Annotated in this window: 15 protein-coding genes and 1 pseudogene; 7 read left to right on the top strand and 9 right to left on the bottom strand. The window is 60.3% G+C overall.

The window, feature by feature from the left end; genetic code table 11:
- Positions 1-152: 152 nt before the first annotated feature.
- Entirely contained in the window at positions 153-470 is a 318-nt protein-coding gene (locus RCCGE510_RS14295; RefSeq protein ID WP_007630913.1) for a hypothetical protein, read from the top strand.
- A gap of 249 nt (positions 471-719) precedes the next feature.
- Here the strand turns inward: RCCGE510_RS14295 and RCCGE510_RS14290 are convergent, their stop codons facing one another.
- The 7 genes from RCCGE510_RS14290 to RCCGE510_RS14260 form a co-directional block, all read right to left on the bottom strand.
- On the bottom strand, positions 720-2858 hold the full coding sequence (locus RCCGE510_RS14290) for an FUSC family protein (protein ID WP_192815310.1): 2139 nt from the start codon (positions 2856-2858) through the stop codon (positions 720-722).
- Between the two features lie 7 nt (positions 2859-2865).
- Positions 2866-4554 carry a TrkA C-terminal domain-containing protein gene (locus RCCGE510_RS14285; RefSeq protein ID WP_007630911.1) on the bottom strand — a complete coding sequence of 563 codons (1689 nt, stop codon included), beginning with the start codon at positions 4552-4554 and terminating at the stop codon, positions 2866-2868.
- Positions 4555-4770: 216 nt separating this feature from the next.
- Positions 4771-6225, bottom strand: a complete 1455-nt coding sequence (fumC, locus tag RCCGE510_RS14280) for a class II fumarate hydratase (RefSeq protein ID WP_240539656.1) — start codon at positions 6223-6225, stop codon at positions 4771-4773.
- Between the two features lie 88 nt (positions 6226-6313).
- Positions 6314-7960: an NAD-dependent malic enzyme gene (locus RCCGE510_RS14275; protein ID WP_007630909.1), complete on the bottom strand. Its 1647-nt coding sequence runs from the start codon at positions 7958-7960 to the stop codon at positions 6314-6316.
- A gap of 301 nt (positions 7961-8261) precedes the next feature.
- Complete coding sequence (locus tag RCCGE510_RS14270; protein WP_007630908.1) at positions 8262-9629, bottom strand: ATP-binding protein; 1368 nt, start codon at positions 9627-9629, stop codon at positions 8262-8264.
- Positions 9616-10293: a response regulator transcription factor gene (locus RCCGE510_RS14265; RefSeq protein WP_007630907.1), complete on the bottom strand. Its 678-nt coding sequence runs from the start codon at positions 10291-10293 to the stop codon at positions 9616-9618. Before RCCGE510_RS14265 ends, RCCGE510_RS14270 begins: the two co-directional genes overlap by 14 nt.
- Before the next feature lie 520 nt (positions 10294-10813).
- Positions 10814-11806, bottom strand: coding sequence for a helix-turn-helix domain-containing protein (locus RCCGE510_RS14260; protein WP_037078705.1), 993 nt, complete (start codon positions 11804-11806; stop codon positions 10814-10816).
- Positions 11807-12638: 832 nt separating this feature from the next.
- Here RCCGE510_RS14260 and RCCGE510_RS14255 point away from each other — a divergent pair.
- The 3 genes from RCCGE510_RS14255 (at position 12639) to RCCGE510_RS14245 (ending at position 16648) form a co-directional block, all read left to right on the top strand.
- On the top strand, positions 12639-13562 hold the full coding sequence (locus RCCGE510_RS14255; RefSeq protein WP_007630904.1) for a hypothetical protein: 924 nt from the start codon (positions 12639-12641) through the stop codon (positions 13560-13562).
- A 14-nt stretch (positions 13563-13576) separates the two neighbouring features.
- Positions 13577-14692, top strand: a complete 1116-nt coding sequence (locus tag RCCGE510_RS14250; RefSeq protein WP_007630903.1) for a DNA alkylation repair protein — start codon at positions 13577-13579, stop codon at positions 14690-14692.
- Positions 14693-14938: 246 nt separating this feature from the next.
- Positions 14939-16648 carry a DEAD/DEAH box helicase gene (locus RCCGE510_RS14245; RefSeq protein ID WP_037078702.1) on the top strand — a complete coding sequence of 570 codons (1710 nt, stop codon included), beginning with the start codon at positions 14939-14941 and terminating at the stop codon, positions 16646-16648.
- A 56-nt stretch (positions 16649-16704) separates the two neighbouring features.
- Here RCCGE510_RS14245 and RCCGE510_RS14240 read toward each other — a convergent pair whose 3' ends face one another.
- Complete coding sequence (locus RCCGE510_RS14240; RefSeq protein WP_007630901.1) at positions 16705-17601, bottom strand: DMT family transporter; 897 nt, start codon at positions 17599-17601, stop codon at positions 16705-16707.
- A 582-nt stretch (positions 17602-18183) separates the two neighbouring features.
- Between RCCGE510_RS14240 and RCCGE510_RS14235 the strand changes: the two genes are divergently transcribed.
- Genes RCCGE510_RS14235 through RCCGE510_RS14225 form a run of 3 tightly spaced genes read left to right on the top strand, consistent with a single transcriptional unit; the run spans position 18184 to position 21371 of the window.
- Positions 18184-19593 (top strand): circularly permuted type 2 ATP-grasp protein, encoded by a 1410-nt coding sequence (locus RCCGE510_RS14235; RefSeq protein WP_007630900.1) that lies wholly within the window; start codon positions 18184-18186, stop codon positions 19591-19593.
- Positions 19593-20534 carry an alpha-E domain-containing protein gene (locus RCCGE510_RS14230; RefSeq protein ID WP_007630899.1) on the top strand — a complete coding sequence of 314 codons (942 nt, stop codon included), beginning with the start codon at positions 19593-19595 and terminating at the stop codon, positions 20532-20534. The genes RCCGE510_RS14235 and RCCGE510_RS14230 overlap by 1 nt, the downstream gene beginning before the upstream one ends.
- A 12-nt stretch (positions 20535-20546) precedes the next feature.
- Positions 20547-21371 (top strand): transglutaminase family protein, encoded by an 825-nt coding sequence (locus RCCGE510_RS14225; protein ID WP_007630897.1) that lies wholly within the window; start codon positions 20547-20549, stop codon positions 21369-21371.
- A 53-nt stretch (positions 21372-21424) separates the two neighbouring features.
- On the opposite strand, the pseudogene RCCGE510_RS14220 reads toward RCCGE510_RS14225, so the two are convergent.
- Positions 21425-21888: pseudogene (locus RCCGE510_RS14220) on the bottom strand (calcium-binding protein); the annotation flags it as partial.

The raw sequence follows: 21888 nt of genomic DNA, 5'->3' as shown, positions 1-21888 counted from the left end.
ACCCGATGCATCATTCCATCCCCTGCCGGGACCTGTTGAAATCATAACGAAAATTTAATGCCGGAAGCGCTTGCGCGGCCATCGCGCCGCCGCGATCCGGGCGGAGTCTGGACATGGCTTTATGGAAGCCAGTCTAAATCAAGGAAAATAGCATGTCCGTTCTTCATAAGACCATGGCGACGGGCCTGATCGCGCTGACCCTTGCCGGCGCCTCACTCGCCACCGCTACCACCGCCGATGCCCGTCCACGCGATGCCTTTTGGGGCGGCCTTGCCGCCGGCGTCGTCGGCGGCGCTCTACTGTCCGAGGCCGCACGCCCGGCCTATCCCGCTTATCCTGCCTACCCCGCCTATCCCGCTTATCGCCCCTATCCGGTCTACCGGACCTATGACCGGCCGTCCTATTGCCACCTCGAATGGCGGCGCGACGATTGGGGCGACCCCTACCGCGTCAAAGTCTGCACGGAATAGCTGAAATAGCATCCGGCGCCGCTTGACCTCCCGGTGGCGCCGGGCCAACGCAACAGCAGCTTCGGCGTCAATGCCGATGGCGCAGTGTCCGCAACATCCTCGATCCGAAGAAGCACTTTTGCACCACGGTATCGGAGTACCAAATGCGCGCTGCATCCTCGATAAGCGATCTATTCGTCACCCTTTTAAATATCACATCAACGCTGATATCCTCGCCGTCATCCAGGCCTAACCTGAAGCCGAATCGTCCTACGATCCGGCGTTCCTCTTTTGTCGCAGGCTGGAAGCGGCATCATAGGGCGTTAGGCGGTTGCGCGGCGATAGAAACTGATACTTTGCCGCCATATAACAGACGAGCGTAAGACTCAGGGCGCTGAGGCATTGCGTGAGCTTGCTCGCCCCTCGATCCTCACCATCCGCTACGATGTCGCTGACCGGGTGAGTGGTACAAGCTGCCGGCGCGTGCAAAAGGCGGTAAATGTCGGCGATCAGTTGCCGTTCATCAACAGAGCACGTTGGCTCCCCTTCGAACCACAGCACGGTCGCAGCTCCGGCCAGCTCACGCAGAGACCACAGCACACACTGAACCTCATCCAGTTGAGCTCTGTATCGGCGACCCTCCAGCGAAAGCCTGCGGCAGTTGATTTCCGCGGCCGTGCTCGCAACACCGGCCATGCGGAGCGCCATCACGACATCAGATTCGCCGGCATGATCGCCGCTTGTGGCCAATCGGACATAGTCGAGGTTGGCTGTCACTGCACCCTTGAGCGCCACATCCATCTCGTCTTTTAGCCGCGTCGACCATATCGAACTTACGCCGATCCCGATCATCGCGCCGACGATATTGTCGAGCGCGCGCGCCCAGGCGACGCCGTGGCCCGGGTGCAGAAGCTCTGACATGAAGATGAAGAGTGGCGTCAGGAACGCGACATAGAGCGTATAGCTGACGGAACGCAGCGCAATTGTTGCAGCGGCGGCCGGAAAAATGATCAGCAGCAGCGCGCCGGGTATGTGAAACATCACGAGTGATGCGGCGGCAGCCGCGCCGCCAACAATGCTGCCCACCATTCTCTCGGCGCTTCGCCACCAGGTGGCGGACGTTCCCGGCTGCATGACGACCACTGCTGCCATCGTTGCCCAGTATGAGTAGGCGAGATCCAGTTGTTCCGCGATCACGAAGGCTGCGCCGACGGCGATTGCGGTGCGCAGCGCGTGATGCACGACGGCAGGCGCAAGCGAATACCGCATCGGCCTAGGCCCTGGGCTGGCTGCGGCCGTGTTCGGGATGTCGCTTTCGGTGACTGGTGTCCATCGACGGGCCGCAGCGACGGACGCAGCTGTGCACCGGGCACTGATTTTTGCCAACAAGGGATCGCTCGATGCGCCATTGGCGCCGATAGCGGCGATCGCCGCGACTGATCTGCCGTCGGGCGCTTTCCTTGCGCTCTGGCGCCGGAACTCGCTGAGTAACACCACGATGCGGTCGAGGAGCCGTTGCGCGTCGTCTGTGTCTGTCTGGTGAGCCCGGCAGGCGTGGTGCTCGATCGCAATCAAGGCTGCGAACATCTGATCGGCAAGATCCAGTGCCGCCGATAAGGCGTTGCGCTCCGCGTCGTGCTTGTCGGGCAGCCGTGCCATAAGCGCGTAGGTTCGCTCGATGGCGTTTCGGATCGAACGTTGATGATCGGCTTTCAGGTTGTCTCCGATCGCGTGCACAGCCTGCCGAGCGCAAAGCGAACGACGCATGTCCGACGCCATGTCGAGGAGGCGTTCATAGACGGCCACGACGGACCGACGAATCGGAGCATGGGGATGAATCCGCCACACCAGCAAGCATAAGATCATGGCCCATAAGGAACCGCCGAGAAAAATTGCAGAAAGCTCGACTGCTTGTAAGGGCTCATTGGGATAGCTGACGGCGACCACGGCAACCACGCTTGCCAGGATGCCCGGCTGGATGCCGTCTGTCCCCAGCGCCCGGCTCAAGGAGCAGAGAAACACCAGGGCGAAGATCGCGGTTGCTGCGACCGGAAGGCCGAGGTGGGCCGCCGATGATGCCACCACCGTTATAATCGTTCCAGAAATCGCAAATCCACCCATCACGGTCAGCCGCGTACGGTCAGCGCCACCAGGGTCGGCAAGAAACGTCCAGAACGCAGCGATGGCCGCCCATGACAGGAGCGGAAAATCGAGGACCCAGGCCGCGGCGACAAGGGTCACAACGGCGGTGGCTGCGCGCAGGCCTTCCATCAACCCCAACTGCTCAGGCGTCAGGGAGATGGAATGAGCCTCGAGAAAGCGAGCGACCCGCGCTAGGAAGCGTGAGCCGGTTGCGCTGACGGGATGCGTGCCGCCGTGTTGATCAGGTGGCTGCGTGTCTTCGGTCATTGTCATGTTAGTGGACGACCAACACGATGACGACGCCGCACAGCGCCAGCAGAATACGGCTGGTCGCATAGGGTATCGCGTAGCCGAGCAGCGGTGTCTTGCTGCCGGCGACCTCCATCAGCATACCGATCGACGCCGTGCTTGAGCGCGCCCCGGCCGAAGCGCCGAAAAGGATGGCGGGATGGAATTTGAAGACGTAGCGCCCGAGCGCTAGAGCGACGATCAAGGGAACCAGCGAAACAACGATCCCCGCCAGCACAAGGCCGGCACCATGCGTGGCAAGGCCGGCGACCAGCCCCGGACCGGCGCTGATGCCGACGACGGCGACGAAGCCATTTAGGCCGAGATTGTTGAACACCCATAGGGCCGGAGAAGGGATGCGGCCGAAGGACCGGTGGACCGAGCGGAGATAGCCGCAGGCCAGGCCGCCCAGCAAGGCGCCGACGCTCGGGCTTGCGCTGAGCGTGACACCGCCGACGGGAATGCTGATGGCTCCCAGCAACCCGCCAAGAACAATACCAAGGCACATGAAGAGAATATCCGTCTGATCGGTCGGACGGTCGGGGTAACCAAGACGCTCGGCTATGCGCGCGACATCGCGCTTGGCGCCTCTGATGGTCAGCACATCGCCGCGTTCGATGGTAAGATCGTCCAGCAGCGGAAGAGCCTCGCCCGATCGCATCAAATGGCGAAGGAAGACACCGTGGCCCGCCGGAAGCAACTCTTGAGTCCGCAATTGCACGATCGTCTTGCCGATCAGCGATTTATTGGTCATCACTACCTCGACGATTTCGGCCGAATAGTCGAGCAAGTCGGCGTCGTCGATCTCCGTGCCAAACCGGCCTTGAAGCGTCAGCAGGGTCTGCGGCGGCGCTGCAACGGCGATCTCGGTCACACCGGCCAACGACGTTTGAGCATCACAATCGATGACCTCCGCTCCCTTGCGTGCGCGGGTCACGAATATCTGCGGGTCGTTGAATCGCGCTTCGAGATCGCCGGCCGTGCAATCGTCGAACGTGCCGCGCTTGATGGCATAGGCCCGCACCGCGATCGGCCGATAAGCGGAAAAAACGCCTGCCTCCGGTTTGGCACCCCCATGCTTTGCGTCGTAATCGGCACAGGCCCGAACGAGATCGATGCCCATGATCTTCGGTGCAAGCCGTGCCAGGAACCAAGCCGATCCGGCAGTTCCGAAGGGATAAGAGACGGCGTAGGCAAGCGTGGCCAGGCCGATCAGCGTCGTGCTTTTCCCAGGCTCGCCTGCCAGCTGCCGAAGGGTCGCAGTGGCAACGCCTAGCGTGCCGGAATTGGTCGTCGCGCCGGCGAGCAGCCCACTGGAAAGGCCCTTGTCGTAGCCGAGAACAAGCGACACCGCGTAGGTCGTTGCTACCGCGCTGATACAGACGCAGACCGTAAACAGGATTTGGGGCAGACCGATGGTCTTGAGCCCATGAATGAGTGGGGGGCCAACCTCATATCCGACCGCGAACAGAAACATTGTGAAGAAGATCGAGCCGACGATCGGGTCGATCGTGATGTGAAGCTGGCCGATCAGGAGGCCTGCGAATAGCGAGCTGGTGACGACGCCGAGGCTGAACGATCCGAGTGTGAGCTTGCCGAACCAGAAGCCGATGGCCAGCGCTAGGAATATAGCGATTTCCGGATAGTTCTGCAGGGCATGAATGAAAAAGGTCATGGCAATACCTCTTTGCCTCCGCCCCCGACATGTCGTGAGGCAAACGATCGAACGGTTGATTGTTAAATGAGCGCGTCCGTCGGCGCGGATTGCTCGAAGAATTCTAGCGGCGCCGCAGTGCACAGGCCGCTCGACTTCAGGAAATACTGGTAGACACTATGGGCGCGCTATCATTTCTTCACCTGATTTTTCTTCGATGTCCGATCAAGGGTGCCCTCAGGCGCCCTCCAGTCCTTCGCCGATCATGTCGCGGGGGACGATGATCTTGTCGTACTGGTCTGCAGCGACCTTGCCGGACTTGAGCGCTGCTTCGCGAAGCGTGGTCCCGTTGGCGGCTGCGTCCTCGGCGATATGGGCGGCGTTCTGATAGCCGATGACCGGAGATAGCGCCGTCACCAGCATCAACGACTGGTCGACCAACGCATCGATGCGGGCGCGATCAAGCTCGGTGCCTTCGACGGAAAAGACCCGGAACTTCTCCATCCCGTCGGCAAGGATCAGCGCCGAGTGCAGGAAGTTGTTGATGACGATCGGGCGCATGGCATTGAGCTCGAAATTGCCCTGACTGCCGGCAAAGGCAATCGCGTTGTCATTGCCGATGATCTGGATTGCGATCATCACCATGGCCTCGCACTGTGTCGGGTTGACCTTGCCCGGCATGATCGAAGACCCAGGTTCGTTCTCCGGCAGCTTCAACTCGCCCAATCCGCAGCGCGGCCCGGACGCAAGCCAGCGCATGTCGTTGGCGATTTTCATGAGTGCCACCGCGACGCCGCGAAGTGCTGCCGACGCGCGCACCATCGCATCGAGCGATCCCAGCGCCATGAATTTGTTGGGCGCCGTCACGAACGGCTTTCCGGTGAGTTCGGCGATTTTTGCCGCGACATTGCGGGAGAAGCCCTTTGGCGCATTGAGGCCGGTGCCAACCGCCGTGCCGCCAAGCGCCAATTCATAAAGGCCTTGTCGCGAGTGTTCGACCTCCGTCAGCGCCGAGCGCAACTGCGCGGCCCATCCGGACCACTCCTGCCCAACAGACAGGGGCACGGCATCTTCAAGATGCGTGCGGCCGATCTTGACGACGTCCATCCATTGGCGGGATTTGCGCTCGATCGTGGCGACGAGCTGCTCCAATTCCGGAATCAGCCGTTCGTCGAGCAGCTTGACGGCCGCGATGTGCATCGCGCTCGGAAAGCTGTCGTTCGACGACTGGCCCATATTGACGTCGTCATTGGGGCCTACGGGTTGCTGGCTGCCCAGTTCTCCGCCGAGCAGCTGGATCGCGCGGTTGGACAGGACTTCGTTGACGTTCATGTTCGACTGGGTGCCGGACCCGGTCTGCCACACGAAGAGCGGAAAATGTTCGTCGAGCTTGCCCTCGATCGCTTCGTCGGCAGCCCGCACGATGGCGTCCGCTTTCCACTGCGGCAGCCGTCCGGCCTCGGCATTGACGAAGGCGCAAGCCTTCTTGACGATGCCATAGGCGCGATAGACCTCGACCGGCATGCGGTCGCGGCCGATCGAGAAATGATGCAGCGAGCGCTCGGTTTGCGCACCCCAGTATTTATTGGCTTCGACATCCATTTTGCCCATAGAGTCGAACTCGCTGCGCGTGCCTGTCGCCGTCAGACCGACGGGAATGTATCGCAATGCGGGATGATTGGAATCGGCCATGATGTGGCGCTCCTTTGTCATATCGTTTGGTATTGATATTGAGATCGAGGAAGGGGGCGACGGCAGCGTGCGCGGCCGCCCCCTGTCATCAGCCGCGATCTGCGTAGACGGGCTTGAAGGTCAGGCTTTCGATCCAGGTCCGTATGTTGGCCGGCCGTTCGACTGTGGCAAGCCCGCGATCGAAGATCGACGTCGCTACATGAGCGGCGGTGTTGAGTTCCGTTTGCAGGATGTGGTCCTGACGTGGGAACAGCATGCCTTCCTTCCGGTCGGACTGGCTCACCTGGCTGGCGCTGCCATGTGCCGCCGCGATGAACATCGCATCGTCGATACGCTTGGGCTTCGTCGCATAGACGGCAAGACCGACGGCCGGGAAGATGTAGAAGTTGTTCGCCTGGCCCGGTTTGAAGATCTTGCCATTGAATTCGACGTCAGGAAACTGCACTCCGCAAGCCACAAGCGCCTTGCCATCGGTCCAGCGATAGGCCTGCTCCGCGGTGCACTCGGCCTTGTTCGTCGGATTCGAAAGCGGGAAGATAATCGGCCGGTCGGTATGGCGGGCAATGGTCTTGATAACCTGCTCCGTGAAAAGACCGCCAACCGTCGAAACACCGATCAGGATCGTCGGCTTGACCTCTTCGACCGCCTGGGCGAGATCGCCAGTCGGCGGGAGATCATGGGCATAGACCTGCTGCGACGGGTTGAGGTCGGAACGCTTGGCCTGGATGAGGCCCTTGACATCGAAAAGCGAGATCCTGGCATTGGCTTCTTCGCGGCTCAGTCCCTCCTTGACCATCTCTTCGGCGATCATATTGGCGATTCCGATCCCCGCAGAGCCGGCGCCGGCAAACAGGATGCGCTGCCTGGCGAGCTTCTCACCCTTGATCTCCATCGCGGTGACAAGGCCTGCTATCACGACGCTCGCGGTGCCCTGAATATCGTCGTTATAGACCAAGTACCTCTGCTTGTAGCGCGCCAGCAGGCGGATCGCGTCGTCACCTTTCCAGTCCTCGAAGTGCACGCAAACGCCGGGGAAGACTTCGTTGGCCGCTTCCATAAACTCGTCGACCAGGGCATCGATCTCGTCGGGGACAGGGGGCTCGCTGCGCAGACCGCTATAAAGTGGGTCGGACCGCAGCTTGGCATTGGTGGTGCCGATGTCGAAATGGATCGGCAGCAGCGCTTCCGGAGGAACGCCGGCGCAACCGGTATAAAGCTGAAGCTTGCCGATCGGAATTGGCGCACCGTTGGCGCCGATATCGCCGAGGCCGAGAATGCGGCCGCCACTCGAAACGCAAATGAACCTGATATCTTTGACCGGCCAGTTGCGCAGAACTTGGGCGAAGCGGCCTTTCATCTCCTTGGTCAGGTACATGCCCTGCGGCCGGCGGTAGATGTGGCCGTAGGTCAGGCATGCATCTGCAATGGTCGGATCGTAGACGATGGGCACGAAGCGCGCCGGATCCGATGCAAGCGTGGCATAGAACAGGGTCTGGTTGCGATCGCAGAGATCCTGCAAATAGATATAACGCTCGAGATCGTCCGGCTTGGCGGCGAGTTGGCCAAGTACCCGCTTCAGCTGCACGCCGATCGTGTCGACTGTCGCGGGCAGCAAGCCTTCGAGGCCGAGCGCCTTGCGTTCCTCCTCGGTAAAGGCAGTGCCCTTGTTAACGACAGGGCGTGACAGTAAAGCGCGACCGCGATTGACGTCGAAATCGGTTTGCGAGGAATTCATGTCAGTTCTCCTGTTCTTGATACAAGCGATGATGAAAGGCAACCGAAACAGATGCTTAATAAACTCGGCGCTCAGCTGGACATTCGGCGTCCTACACATTGTTGCTTCGATCAAGATGGCGGGCGGCAGCCGGCAAGACCATTAAATTGCCGTTTAGAGTTTTAAATTCGGATTTAAGATTGCGGCTCGAGCGCATGGCAAGGGCAGGACATCCCGGCGCGAAGCGGACGGAGGCGAGACCGGCAATATTAGGGATTAGGCATGCAAGCGCGCGGTGGCAGTGGTTGTCTACAGGATGGCGCTATTTGGAATTCTGCGACGGAAACGTGATCTCCGCGACGAAGCCGGCCATCGCCAAAATGTCGAACCGGAAACCGTGCAGTTTGACGATGGCCGTGACCAGCGTGAGGCCCAAGCCCAACCCCTTTGTGTTACGGCTTCGATCCGAACGATAGAAGCGTTGTACAATTAGGTCGCGTTCATCTTCCGGCACGCCCGGCCCGGTATCGCTGATGCGAAGCGCCTGCTTTCCATCGGCCGTCATCAGACAGAGGTTGATCTGGCCGCCTTCGGGCGTAAACTTCACTGCATTGTCGACCAGGTTCGCCAACGCCTCGAACAGCAGATCGCGGTCGCCGCGCACTACGATATCGTTCGTCGCGTCGATGTTGAGCGTCAGATGATTCTCTTCCGCGAAGGGTTCGTAGAGCTCCTCGATTTCCCCGACGATCTCCCGGACCGAGACGTTGTCGAAGGCTTCAAGGCGCCGTGTCTGTTCGAGCGCACGAATGCGCAGGAGTGCCGTGACAATCGAAATAGAAAGATCGATGCCTGATATCGCGCGGTCGATAGAGCTACGCAACTCATCGACTGTGGTGGCATTGCTGCGCGCCCGCTCAAGTCCCATCCTGGCGCGAGCAAGGGGTGCGCGCAGATCGTGGGCAATGTCGTCACCAGTGCTGGCAAGGTTCTCGACGAGCGTCTGTATCTCATCGAGCATGCCATTCACGCTATGGGCCAGGCGGTCGAGCGGCTCTGCGGTGTCGCGCGTCGGTAGGCGCTGTCTAAGATCGCCGGCGACAATCCGCTCAACCCGCGCGTTCATCTCCTTCACCCGTTTATGCGCTCTCGCGCCGAAGATCAGCGCGGCGACAGAGCCGAGAATGAAGGCGGGGATCAGCCCGTAGAGCAGCCCACTCCTGACGACGTCGGCTGTCTCATCGTTATAGCTGGTGCTCCACGCCACGATGAGGACATTGCCGTTGGGCAACCGTCGGGCGACGGCACGCACCGACTGACGTTCAAGCGACACGCTGTCGAGGCGGACCACCGAAACCCCCAGCGGCAGGTCATCAACGTTCAGTTCAGATGGCCAGCGCTCGATATTTCCCGACAGGCGCTTTCGGTTCGCATCGAACAAGCCCGTAGGCTTGACCCGTCGGGGATCCTGCCGGAGCCGTTCTTCATAGGGTTCCAGGTTTCCCTGTCGGGCCTGCGCCACAATGCCATCGGCCTCTTGCATGACGTAAACGTCCAGGCGCTCTGCAAGCTTACGGCTGGTTTGAAGAATGGCAATGCCGAAGCTGACCACAATTGTCAGCGAGATGGCGCCAAAGAGCGCGGCCGTGTAGCGGAAAGTGGTCTGGCGCGTCCAGTCAAGCAGGCGCACGGAGTACGAACCCTTCACCGCGAACACTGTAGATCATGGGAGTTTCGCCAGGTGCGTCGACCTTTCGGCGTAGACGCCCCATATGGACGTCGACCAGGTTGGAATCCGGAACGAACTTGTACTTCCAGACCTCCTCGAACAGCATTGCACGCGTCAACAGCTGTTCGCAGCGCCGCATCATGTATTCGAGCAGACGAAATTCGCGGGGCAGAAGTTCAATCTCTCTCCCGCCACGCGTCGCCGTGCGTTCAAGAAGGTCGAGTTCCAGCGGAAGGATCCGCAAAACGCTCGCCGCCGTATCTGCCGGGCGCCGTAACAGCGCCTCGATTCTTGCGATGAGTTCGGGGATCGCAAACGGCTTGGTAAGATAATCGTCGCCGCCAGCGCCCAGGCCGCGTACACGGTCATTGACGGCGCCGAGAGCGCTCAGCACAAGCACGGGAGTGCGAATCTGCACGCCGCGCAACGCATCGATAATCGCAAGGCCCTCCATTCCTGGCAGCATTCGGTCGACGATGAGGATATCGGCCCCGCCTTTGCGAGCCTGGCGGAGTCCCTCGACACCATCATCCACCCAATCAACGACATAGCCGCGATCGCGTAGCTCAGCGCTTATCTCCTGCGCTGTATCAACATCATCTTCGATTAGAAGGACCTTCGCCATGCCACCTTTCTTCCGCTTAGCGAAATCGCCACCCAGTTGCTCTAATGTCTTCGACGCGAACATTGTTAAACCCCGTCCCATCAGCGAGCGATTTCCGAACGTTAGCCACAACCCGCAGACGGCCTCTCTAACAATGTGCCAGCGCCGGCCCACATTTTCTGGGCCGCTTTCTTCTTATCTACCGATGACATGCCCAAGAGCATCGTTCGCCTATCGTAGGCGGCCCTCAGAGTCATCAACATGCGGCCAGCAGTCCAATAGCAAGTGATGTTCGCTGCGTGATTTGTATCTAATTTCGAACATCGGATATGCCGCCGTCCATCGTCTTCCGTTCCTGTCGCAGCCAGGAAATGCACTGGATAGCTCTGGCGAAAAATGGTTCAGTTTGAAGCGTTCAGACCATACGACGAAAAGGCGATTTCCCCACCGATTTGCGAAGCAGTCAGGGCGGCACCGCGCGTCTAGCTTCCCAGCAGGTACGCCAATCGACCTGGTGGCCACCAATCGACATGCCGAAAAATCACGATCTCTCTTTATGCCTACTGTGTTTCTGCGTAGCTTGCGGCGCCTCGGCATAGACCGAACGATACATCGCAGAGAACCGGCCCGCGTGAAAGAAGCCCCATTTCAAGCAAACATCCTTGATGCTTTGCTGGTTGCACGGATCTAGAAGCTCTTCTCTGACCGCTCGCAGTCGCAGCATGCGCAGGTAGCCGGCCGGTGTTGCGTCCTTGAAGGTACGAAAGCCGTTTTCCAGCGTCCTGACTGAGACGTTGGCAGCTTGAGCCACCATCGAGATTGTAATAGGCCTGCCGATATTCTCATACATATAGTCGATAGCGCGCCGGACGTGCCGAGGTGCCGGCGTAAAGGTCTTTTTCTCCAATTGCGCAGACAGTCGGTGCGGCATCGTCCGGACGATCAGACGACCCAGCGCTTCCGTAAGATTGGTGATGGCGATTGGTGATTGGAGCAAGACGCCATTCCCGCGCATTCCCGAAATTATTGTTTCGACCAAATTGTGAAGCAGCACTCCAGCGGGGCTGGACTCGTCAACTTGTGGCACAAATTCAAGCGAGCGACTTACGGGCAATTCGAGCAGTTCCCCGACAGATCGCGCGATCACGGGCCAGTCGATATGCAGCCCTTCGGACCAATGGTCGGCGCCCTGAACCCAGAAACGATCCGCTTCGTGGGTTTGGCCGAGCAGTATTTGGCCAGGCATAGCCGTTGTCGTCACCTGACCATGGATCAGGCCGCAGCTGCCACGTCTTGGAACCATGATTGTCAGCCACATCGGCGTTTCGGACGTGGCTGAGATATGCCATGGCCGATTGCAAGTGAGTTCATTGAGTGTCAGCGTTCCGTTCGACCAAGCATTGGCGCTCCAATTGAAGTTATCCATCGAATCAGTCGTGGCGCCCTCGAAAGGAGCGATTTCGCCCAGGGACTCCAACATGCCTTCGAAATTTGTTCCTGCCCATCTGGACACCGCTACCGGTCTACTGAGCATTAGAATCTCCACATTTGTGAATCAGGTCCAAAAAGAACCGCTTCCTCATTTCCGTCCTGACTTGCGTAAATCACTTCCGGGCAGTTATCTCAGGTCGTCACGGCCGGCGGGCATCGCAGATAAAAGCTGTATGAACGCCCTTGCCGGCTCGTTGGGGAGTCGAGATTGCTGCCGTAACGACACCACTTCGTTCCATTCAATTTCCACCTTCGTTTCAGCAGCAAAAGCGTACGCCAGCTTCTCGAAGAGTGATTCTCGTGGGCTGCCGGATCTGGCATTGCGTGCACAAATCAACACCCGCCTTACCCGCGGGCGGGCGAACTCGTTGCAAGGTAGACGTCCGAACTTTGCGGCTTCAACCAACTACCTTGTTCGCGGAGCATTTAGTCTCCGGTTTAGAATTTCGGGCAGAAGGCCGAAATTCGCGAACTGCCGACATCGAATTGCGGCTTCAATCGCCCCGATTTCTCGCGGCGATCATCGACTACACAGCCATACCAAGCGGAACTCGCTCTCATCTATTGCGTCACTATCATTTCGATAGTTAATCTATACACTGCTAATTCGACGGATCAAGACTGCAAAAGCCAAAAAATGTCCCTCTCGATGATCTCCTCGATATGAGAGGATGGGCGGGAAGAGAGCCGCGATTGGCGGCGCGTGATTTGAGGTGCGGCTTCCCGGAGGCTATAGGCTTCATCTTCGGCATGGCCGCGACGGTTTCCAGGTCTTCTAGCTAATAATCCCCTCGAAGCGTTCGTGCATCTCGCTTTCGCTATCGATCGAATTCGAGTATCAGCCGGATATTGAACATGCGGAGGGCAGAGGCGGAATGGCCTTGAAAATCCCGGCTGCCGGTTGGGCGGCAGACGTAGTCGACTTCCTATCCCGAAACATCCCGCGCGGCGATGGGGATGAGGGCTGGGACCATATGTTCCTAACGGCCTATCAGATCGGTTGCGAAGCTCTGGTGGCACTCGGACAGGCCGATGAAACCAACTGGGGCACAATCCCGCGTAAGAATGCTCAGCTACCTCTCGAACTGCCACGCTGGGACGACCTGTGCGTCTCGGTGCTTCGGCTGGCGGCACAACAGAGGCTGCTATCTTATCGCCTGCCAGATTGCAGCGTGCCTCTATCGACGGGCGGCTTTCTCGTTTACGGGATAGGCGCACCACCCCCGCCACCGCCGAATATTGCGGCTGCAAACAGTCTTGGTCCCGCGTTCGCAACACCCGAGGTCTTGTCTGTCATTCGGGCATTGGGGCTGGTGGCCGAAGGCCGTTGGACGGAGATTGCTGAAACCGTGGTCTGGCGGGACTGGCCAGAGGAATGGGAAATGAGTTTCACCTCCGATCCCCGTTTCTCTAACGCGTTGGAGCAAGCTCTTGTCAGGATGCCGGCTGATATCCGCGCCGAAATGGACAAACTTGTCACCATCACCGATGCGCAGGTGACAGCCGAGATGCAGCGAAATGCGGCAGCTTTAGAAGAGTCACGCGCTAAATATGGGCCGAACGCCAACATAATAAGTTCATCCGACACTCCGGAACGGGCACGAAGTAGCTTAGAGTTTATATCCCGGCACGAACTTGACTGGCTGTTCTTCCGTCGCTGGCGCCTGACTGACGGGTGGCTCACGCCGAAAGACGCAGGCAGAGCGCTCGAAATCTTTCACGACGATCTCGCTATCGCCATGCGGTGCGCCGTCATTCAACGGCTCTATCCGAACTTGGTGTTTGCAGCCACCAGATAGGTAGGAGGATCAGCATGCCGGAACCGCTCAAGAACCTGCTGCATGAGGCGCTGGTCGCCGAGATGTGTGATCGCATCGCCGCCAATGCGCCCTCCTTCGATAAGGACCGCTTCGTGGCGCTGGCAACCGATGGCCTCTCGGCCCTGGAGCTGATGGAGCGCTCGGCCCTGATCCGTGATGCGCTGTTTGCCACGCTTCCCGATGATTTTCGGGAGGCAGCCGCTATCCTAAAGGCGAGCTTGCCGGCCGCCGGCACACCCGGTCTATCAGGCTGGATGCTGCTGCCGGTCAACCAGTTCATCGCCTCCCGCGGTCTCGATCATTTCGAGCTCGGCCTCGATCTGCTGAAGGTGCTGACGCCGCATTTCACCGCCGAATACGGCATCCGCCCCTTCATCAACCGCGACCAGCAACGGGCGCTCGCCGTCATTTCCGGATGGGTCGACGAGCCCGACCGGCATGTGCGCCGGCTGGCGAGCGAGGGAACGCGGCCACGTCTGCCCTGGGCGATGCGCCTGCCGCAGTTGGTGAAGGACCCGGCGCCGATCCTGCCCATCCTGACCGCGCTGATCGACGATCCGGAGGATTATGTGCGGCGCTCGGTCGCCAACAGCCTGAACGACATCGCCAAGGATCATCCGGATCTGGTCGCCGCCTTCATCGCCGGCCATATCGCCGGGGCGTCGCCTGAACGTCGCCGCCTGCTGAGACATGCTTCGCGGACGCTGCTGAAGAACGGCCACGCGCAGGCGCTCGCCAATTTCGGCTTCGCCGCTGCCGCTTCCCTCACATGTAAACTGCGCCTTGTGAACGGCGAAGTGATGTTCGGCGAAGGGCTGGATTTCGAAATTCTCGTGACGAATGCCGGCGAGACCCCGCAATCGCTGATGATCGACTACGCCATCCACCACGTGAAGGGTGACGGTTCGCTCTCGCCCAAGGTCTTCAAGTGTAAGGCGATCACGCTCGCGCCGGGGCAAAGCCAGGCGATCGAACGCCGCCACGCCGTGCGGCCGATCACCACCCGGCGCTATTATCCCGGTAAACATCGCATCGCCATCCTCGTCAACGGCGTCGAGGGCGCATCGGAGAGCTTCGTGCTCGTCATGCCTTCTCTCGAGGCTGGCTGAGGCTTTCTTGTGCACCGCACTTGACTTTGTAAGAGAACTAGCCCAAATGCGGGTCAGCTTTCACCCTTCCGGCCGCCGCGTGAGCGTGCCCCTGCTAGAAAATACGGACGCAGGAAGAAGGGACAAAAGCGCATTTCGATAGAGCGCCGCACTCCCATGAGCGGCCAGAAGCGCTGGAAAGCTTTTTCCAACTCACAAGTTCCCACTTCACGCGGGGTTCTTGACGCCAGAATGAAACCGGATCGCATGGTGCGTTCCGGCGATAGTCGTTGTGGCGCCCCGAAAGGTAATGCCTTGACTAATTTTGAATCGCTTGGTGTCTCCAAGCCGATCGTCGCTACTTTGTTCCAGCTCGGCATCGAAACGCCGACCCCGATCCAGGAACATGCCATTCCTCTCCTCCTCGAAGGCCGCGACCTGATCGGCCTTGCCCAGACCGGCACCGGCAAGACTGCCGCTTTCGGCCTGCCGCTGATCGAAAAGCTGCTTGCCGACGAACGCCGTCCCGACAACCGCACGACGCGGACCCTGATCCTGGCGCCGACCCGCGAACTGGTGAACCAGATCGCCGAGAGCCTGAAGAAGTTCATCCGCAAGTCGCACCTGCGCATCAATGTCGTCGTCGGCGGCGTTTCGATCAACAAGCAGCAGCTTCAGCTCGAAAAGGGCACCGATATCCTCGTCGCCACGCCCGGCCGCCTGCTTGACCTCATCAATCGCCGTGCCATCTCGCTGACCACGGTCCGCTATCTCGTGCTTGATGAAGCCGATCAGATGCTCGACCTCGGCTTCGTGCATGATCTGCGCAAGATCGCCAAGATGGTGCCGAAGAAGCGCCAGACCATGCTTTTCTCGGCCACCATGCCGAAGGCGATCGCCGATCTCGCTGGTGACTATCTCGTCGATCCCGTCAAGGTCGAAGTCACACCGCCCGGCAAGGCTGCCGACAAGGTCGAGCAGTATGTCCATTTCGTCGCCGGCAAGAACGACAAGACGGAACTGCTGCGCAAGTCGCTGACTGAAAACCCCGATGGCCGCGCCATCGTCTTCCTGCGCACCAAGCACGGCGCGGAGAAGCTGATGAAGCATCTCGAAAACATCGGCTATTCCGTCGCCTCGATCCATGGCAACAAGAGCCAGGGCCAGCGCGAGCGGGCGCTGAAAGCCTTCCGCGATGGTAGCATCAAGACGCTGATCGCCACCGACGTTGCCGCCCGCGGCATCGACATTCCGGCCGTCAGCCACGTCTACAACTACGACCTGCCCGAAGTGCCCGACGCCTATGTTCACCGCATCGGCCGCACGGCGCGCGCCGGCCGCGACGGCATCGCGATTGCCTTCTGCGCCCCCGACGAAGCCAAGCTGCTGCGTGACATCGAGCGCCTGATGGGCATCGACATCACGGTCGCAAGCGGCGAAGCGCCGGTCAATATCAGCAGCGCCGGCCCCCGCCGCGGAAACGGCAATGGCAACAACCGCAACCGCGGGGGCGGCCAGGGTCAAGGTCGCGAAGGCCAGGGTCGCGAAGGTCAGGCTCGCGGCGAAGGCCGTGGCGACCAGAACCGTTCGGAGCATCGCGGCAGCCGCCAGGAGCGCCGTCCGCGTCCCGAACGCACCGCTCGCAACGAGGATTTCCGCGGTCAGCGCCGCGGCGAAGCCAGCCCGAACCTTGGTCCCGACAACGATCTGGCTTCGACCTCCGACTTCCGCCCCTCGGCAAAGCCGCAGCGTCCCGCCCATGGCGGCCCCAATAGCCATCATGCCAATGGCGAGCCGAGCGGTCATCATCGCGGCAACGGCCGCCACGCCCACGGCCGCCCGGCTCGCAAGCACGGCGAAGACCGCGGCCCGCAGCAGGCCCAGGGCGGCGAACCCCGCCGCGATGGCAACGGCGGTGATCGCCGCGGTGGCTCCGGCTCCCGCAATGGCGGCGGCCAGCGCCGCGAACGCGCCTAGAGCATTGATAGACTGAAAAAGCAAAAGGCCGGGGATATCTCCGGCCTTTTTGCTATCTACGCCTCCGCAGGTTCGCTGAGTGCCCTGCGGTTCGTCAGATAGACCCCCGTCACGACCACCATGGTGCCGACGATCAGCGGCACAGTCAGCGGTTCCCCGAAGACGATGAAGGCCTCAAGGGCGACGGCTGGCGGCATTAGGTAGATCAGCGAAGCGGCGCGCGAGACCTGCCCCCGGCGAATCAGATAAAGCAGCAACCCGACGCCGCCCATCGACAGGCCGAAGACCGACCAGGCGAGAGCGCCATAGGCCTGCGCCGAGCCATCGAAATGTTGATGCTCGAAGATCAGCGAAAGCGGCAGGGTGAGGATCAGAGCCCCGACATATTGCAGTGTCGCGATGGTCCTGAGGTCGCCGGATTGCAGGTGTTTCTTCTGGTAGAGCGTGCCGTAGGTGACGGACCCCATGGCAATGAGGTTGATCGCCAGCGGCAGAGCGGCATGTGTGAGATCGGCGGTCGCCGGATCGAGGAGCTTCGGCGAAATGGCGATGGCGATGCCGATGAAGCCGAGGCCAAGGCCGAATTTCTGTGCCTGCTGCAGCCGCTCGCCGACCAGGAAGGGCGCTGCCATCGCCGTGAAAAGCGGTTGCAGCGCCGCGATGATACCCGATACGCCGGCAGGCACGCCATTGGCGATCGCCCACCAGAGGCCGGCGAGATAGAAACCATGCAGAAAGAAACCGGAATAGATAGCGCGCAGCCACGTCGCCTGGCTTGTCGGCCATTGCGCCCGCGCCATCAGGCAGAGCCCCAGGAAGGCCGCAGCCGACAGCGCGTAGCGGATCGAAAGAAAGGTGAAGGGCTCGGAGTGCAGCGAGGCATATTTCGCCACCACCCAGCCCGTAGACCAGAGCAGGACGAAAACGGCAGGGGCAAAGCGGTCGAGGGACATGGGCGGCTCGCGGGGGGGAAGGTTTGGCCGCGCTGATAGCCGCAACCGGCGGCGCAGTCAAAGTCCAAGCGTTGAAGCTTATCTGAAATTTCGCTGATGGTTGTGAGGCGAAGGAGAAGCGTATCTCGCGCCGCTCCTGCGGCAGAACAGGTGCCGTGTGGCACCCGCCTCTGCCCTGCCGGGGGAGATCGACAAGTGGCTTGCGCTTCCTGTCTTCATCTGCTGTCTCGCTGTGCTGGACGTTAATTGTTTGGGGAAGTTATTGCGCCTGGCCCAATCTTCCCACCTGTGGGGAGATACCCGGCAGGGCAGAGGGGGGTGCCACACGGCAAGCTTTCTCCCGATCACAAGAGCGTTGCAGTTGTGCCTGCACCTTTAACCCTCTCAGCGGACTAAAAATCATCACCTGCTTACATTTTGTGCAGCTTTTGCGAAATAATCATCCGCACCCCCGCATCGCATCATTTCAGATACCCGGATCCCTTGGTTTCCCGCAGCGCAAAATCTTTTCCTCGAACTGCGCATGGTTCTTGCATTGCCATTTGCGTTGTATTCAAATGAACAAAAAGGGGAGCCACACCTTTGGCATTTGACGAAATGATTACCGGGGACGAAAGTTCTCGCCCGCCTTATGAAAAATATTTCGAGTGGTACAACAGCCAAGACCGGGCGCATCTGATTGCCAAGTCACGCGATGCGGAAAATATCTTCCGAAAAACCGGCATCACCTTCGCGGTCTATGGCCACGCCGACAGCTCCGAAAAGCTCATCCCTTTCGACATCATTCCCCGCATCATCTCCGCCCGCGAATGGCGCAAGCTCGCCCAGGGCATCGAGCAGCGGGTGATCGCGCTCAACGCCTTTCTCGACGATATCTATCATAAGCAGGAGATCATTCGCGCCGGCCGCGTTCCGCGCGAACTGATCGAGAACAACGTCACCTTCATCCCTGAGATGATCGGCTTCCGCCCGCCCGGCGGCGTCTACACCCACATCGTCGGCACCGACATAGTGCGCACCGGCGAGGACCAGTTCTACGTGCTCGAGGACAATGCCCGTACGCCCTCCGGCGTCAGCTACATGCTGGAAAACCGGGAAACCATGATGCAGATGTTCCCGGAGCTCTTTCACGAGAACAAGGTGCAGCGCGTCGAAGACTATCCCTACCTCCTGCGCCAGAGCCTCGCCTCGCTGGCACCTCCCGGCTGCACCGGCAAACCGCGTGTCGCCGTGCTGACGCCCGGCATCTATAATTCGGCCTATTATGAGCATTCCTTCCTCGCCGACATGATGGGCGTCGAACTGGTCGAAGGCTCGGATCTGCGCGTCATCGACGGCAAGGTGAAGATGCGGACCACCCGCGGTTACGAGGCGATCGACGTGCTCTACCGCCGCGTCGACGACGACTTCCTCGACCCCCTGACCTTTCGGGCCGATTCCGCGCTCGGCATCCCAGGCATCATGGACGTCTACCGCTCCGGCAACATCACCATCGCCAACGCTCCGGGCACCGGCATCTGCGACGACAAGGCGATCTACTCCTATATGCCGGAGATCGTCGAATTCTACACCGGCAGCAAGGCGCTGCTGGAAAACGTCCCGACCTGGCGCTGTTCGGAAGCCTCAAGCCTGAAATACGTGCTGGAGCATCTCGAAGAATTGGTCGTCAAGGAAGTGCACGGCTCCGGCGGCTATGGCATGCTTGTGGGACCGACGGCATCGAAGAAAGAGCGCGCCGATTTCGCCGAGAAGCTGAAGGCCAAGCCGACCAACTACATCGCCCAGCCGACGCTGTCGCTCTCCACCGTGCCGATCCTCGTCAACAAGGGCATTGCCCCGCGCCATGTCGACCTTCGCCCCTATGTGCTCGTCTCCGACAAGGTTCAGATCATTCCGGGCGGGCTCACCCGCGTGGCGTTGAAGCAGGGCTCGCTGGTGGTCAATTCGAGCCAGGGCGGCGGCACCAAAGACACCTGGGTATTGGAGGACTGATGCTCGGAAGAACCGCAAACGGCCTCTACTGGATGTTCCGTTACATCGAGCGCGCCGAAAATATCGCCCGCCTGGTCGATGCCGGGCTGCGCATGTCGCTGACCCGCAGCAGCGCCGGCGACGACAACTGGGATGGCGTGCTGCAAAGTGCCGGCGTTCGTGAGGCCTATGACGAGGGCCACACGAAGCTGACCAATGCCGATGCGATCGACTATCTGCTGCGTGATCGGGCCAACCCGTCGAGCGTCATGTCCTGCATCGACTCCGGCCGCAACAATGCCCGCATGGTGCGCACCGCGCTGACGCGGGAGACCTGGGAAGCGACCAACGAATGCTGGATCGACCTGAAGTCGCTGCTCGAAAAACGCGTCAAGCCGGCCGAAATGCCGGAGGTGATCGACGCCATCAAGCGCCGCGCCGGCCTGATCCGCGGCGCTTTCCATGGCTCGACGCTGCGCAACGAACTCTATAATTTCGCCCGCATCGGCACCTTCATCGAGCGGGCCGACAATACCAGCCGTATCCTCGACGTGAAATATTACGTGCTGCTGCCCTCGGTTTCGGCCGTCGGCTCCTCTCTCGACAACGTCCAGTGGGAATCGATTTTGCGCTCGGTCTCCGCCCATCGCGCCTATAGCTGGGCCTATGACGGCGAATACCGCGCCATGAACATTGCCGACTTCCTGACCCTGAACGTCCAGATGCCGCGCTCGCTGGCCTATTGCTACGAGAAGATCGTCAGCAATCTCGGCTATCTCGCCCAGGATTACGAGGAGCGGCTGCCTGCCCACGATACCGCCGATGCGATCCGCACCACGCTGCAGACGCGGGCGATCCGCGATATCATGGATCAGGGTCTGCATGAGTTCCTGGAGGATTTCGTCTCGCGCAACAATCAACTCGGCGCCGAGATTTCCAACGGCTACCGGTTCTACGTTTAAGCGGATCAGAACATGAGACTGAAAATCAGCCACCTCACCGAATATCGCTACGACGAACCGGCGCAGTTCTCGCTGCAGCGGCTGAGACTGACGCCGCCGACAAGCCCCGCCCAGAAGGTGCTCGGCTGGTCGCTGAACGTCGAGGGCGCCACCCCCGAGGTGGAATATGACGACCAGTACGGCAATCACGTCAACCTGGTCTCGCTGGAAGGCGAGCAGGACGTAACGCGTATTCTGGCCGAAGGCGAGGTCGAGACGGCGGATAACAACGGCGTCACCGGCCCGCATACCGGCTTCTGCCCGCTTTGGCTTTTCCTGCGCGAGACCCCGCTGACCAAGGGTGGCAGGCTGGTCAAGGAACTGATCAAGGACGTCGGCGGCGATAACGACCTTGCTCGCATGCATGCACTGATGGAAGCAATCCACCAGACGGTCGATTATAAGCCCGGCACCAGCAACACCGAGACGACGGCCGAACAGGCGCTGGAGAAGAAGAGCGGCGTCTGCCAGGACCATGCCCATATCTTCATTGCCGCCGCCCGTGCCCTGCAGGTGCCGGCGCGTTATATCTCGGGCTATCTGATGATGGCGGAAAAAGTCGAACAGGCGGCGACTCATGCCTGGGCCGAGGCTCATATCCCCGGCCTCGGCTGGGTCGGCTTCGATCCTGCCAACGAGATCTGCCCGGACACGCGTTACGTCCGCGTCGCCTCCGGCCTCTGCTACCGCGACGCCGCGCCGATTTCAGGCATGCGCATCGGCACGCCGGGCGAAACCCTGTCGGTCACCGTGAAGGTCGAGAACGGCGGACAGATGCAAAGCCAGAGCCAAAGCTGAGCGGCATTTCGCGAACCGCCGGGCAGAGTTTATGCAACAAGCTCGAGCGAAGGTCACGCAAACAAAAAGTCCCACGACTGAAGGCTTGAAACAACAACATTCTTCAGCGTTATGCTGTTGTCGGAATCGGCTGTAATAATTGTATCACTCCCGGACTGCCCGGTTGCCGCCAAAAGCGATGCCCAGTCGGCGAAAATACTATGATCGATCGAGATCGCGTCATGTGCGGAGCCGATTGCCACGAAGTTTGTGATCGTATCATGGCCCCAGTTCGGCGAATAAACGAAGACGTCGGCTGCCGCTCCACCAGTTAGGGTATCGTTGCCGGCGCCACCCGTTAGCGTATTAGAACCACTGCCGCCGACGATAACGTTGTTCAGCGCATTCCCTGTTCCGGCAAACGCCCCTGTGCCAGCAAAGCTCAGGTTCTCGACATTGTCGGCAAGCGTATAGCTCGCCAGGTTCGTGCTAACCGTGTCGGTCCCTGCGTCGGCGGCTTCGGTGACGATGTCGCCGG

The sequence above is a fragment of the Rhizobium sp. CCGE 510 genome, from assembly GCF_000292525.1.
In the GTDB taxonomy this organism is placed as follows: domain Bacteria; phylum Pseudomonadota; class Alphaproteobacteria; order Rhizobiales; family Rhizobiaceae; genus Rhizobium.
The sequence above is the reverse complement of the archived record's forward strand: the minus strand, read 5'-3'. Positions and strand labels throughout refer to the sequence as shown.

What these genes read in the sequence shown, in the direction of transcription:
- RCCGE510_RS14260 (WP_037078705.1), bottom strand. Translation starts at nt 11,806, where the DNA reads ATGCTCAGTAGACCGGTAGCGGTGTCCAGATGGGCAGGAACAAATTTC.
- RCCGE510_RS14285 (WP_007630911.1), bottom strand. Translation starts at nt 4,554, where the DNA reads ATGACCTTTTTCATTCATGCCCTGCAGAACTATCCGGAAATCGCTATA.
- RCCGE510_RS14290 (WP_192815310.1), bottom strand. Translation starts at nt 2,858, where the DNA reads ATGACCGAAGACACGCAGCCACCTGATCAACACGGCGGCACGCATCCC.
- RCCGE510_RS14275 (WP_007630909.1), bottom strand. Translation starts at nt 7,960, where the DNA reads ATGAATTCCTCGCAAACCGATTTCGACGTCAATCGCGGTCGCGCTTTA.
- RCCGE510_RS14255 (WP_007630904.1), top strand. Translation starts at nt 12,639, where the DNA reads ATGGCCTTGAAAATCCCGGCTGCCGGTTGGGCGGCAGACGTAGTCGAC.
- RCCGE510_RS14295 (WP_007630913.1), top strand. Translation starts at nt 153, where the DNA reads ATGTCCGTTCTTCATAAGACCATGGCGACGGGCCTGATCGCGCTGACC.
- RCCGE510_RS14230 (WP_007630899.1), top strand. Translation starts at nt 19,593, where the DNA reads ATGCTCGGAAGAACCGCAAACGGCCTCTACTGGATGTTCCGTTACATC.
- RCCGE510_RS14225 (WP_007630897.1), top strand. Translation starts at nt 20,547, where the DNA reads ATGAGACTGAAAATCAGCCACCTCACCGAATATCGCTACGACGAACCG.
- RCCGE510_RS14245 (WP_037078702.1), top strand. Translation starts at nt 14,939, where the DNA reads ATGGTGCGTTCCGGCGATAGTCGTTGTGGCGCCCCGAAAGGTAATGCC.
- RCCGE510_RS14240 (WP_007630901.1), bottom strand. Translation starts at nt 17,601, where the DNA reads ATGTCCCTCGACCGCTTTGCCCCTGCCGTTTTCGTCCTGCTCTGGTCT.
- RCCGE510_RS14265 (WP_007630907.1), bottom strand. Translation starts at nt 10,293, where the DNA reads ATGGCGAAGGTCCTTCTAATCGAAGATGATGTTGATACAGCGCAGGAG.
- fumC (WP_240539656.1), bottom strand. Translation starts at nt 6,225, where the DNA reads ATGGCCGATTCCAATCATCCCGCATTGCGATACATTCCCGTCGGTCTG.
- RCCGE510_RS14250 (WP_007630903.1), top strand. Translation starts at nt 13,577, where the DNA reads ATGCCGGAACCGCTCAAGAACCTGCTGCATGAGGCGCTGGTCGCCGAG.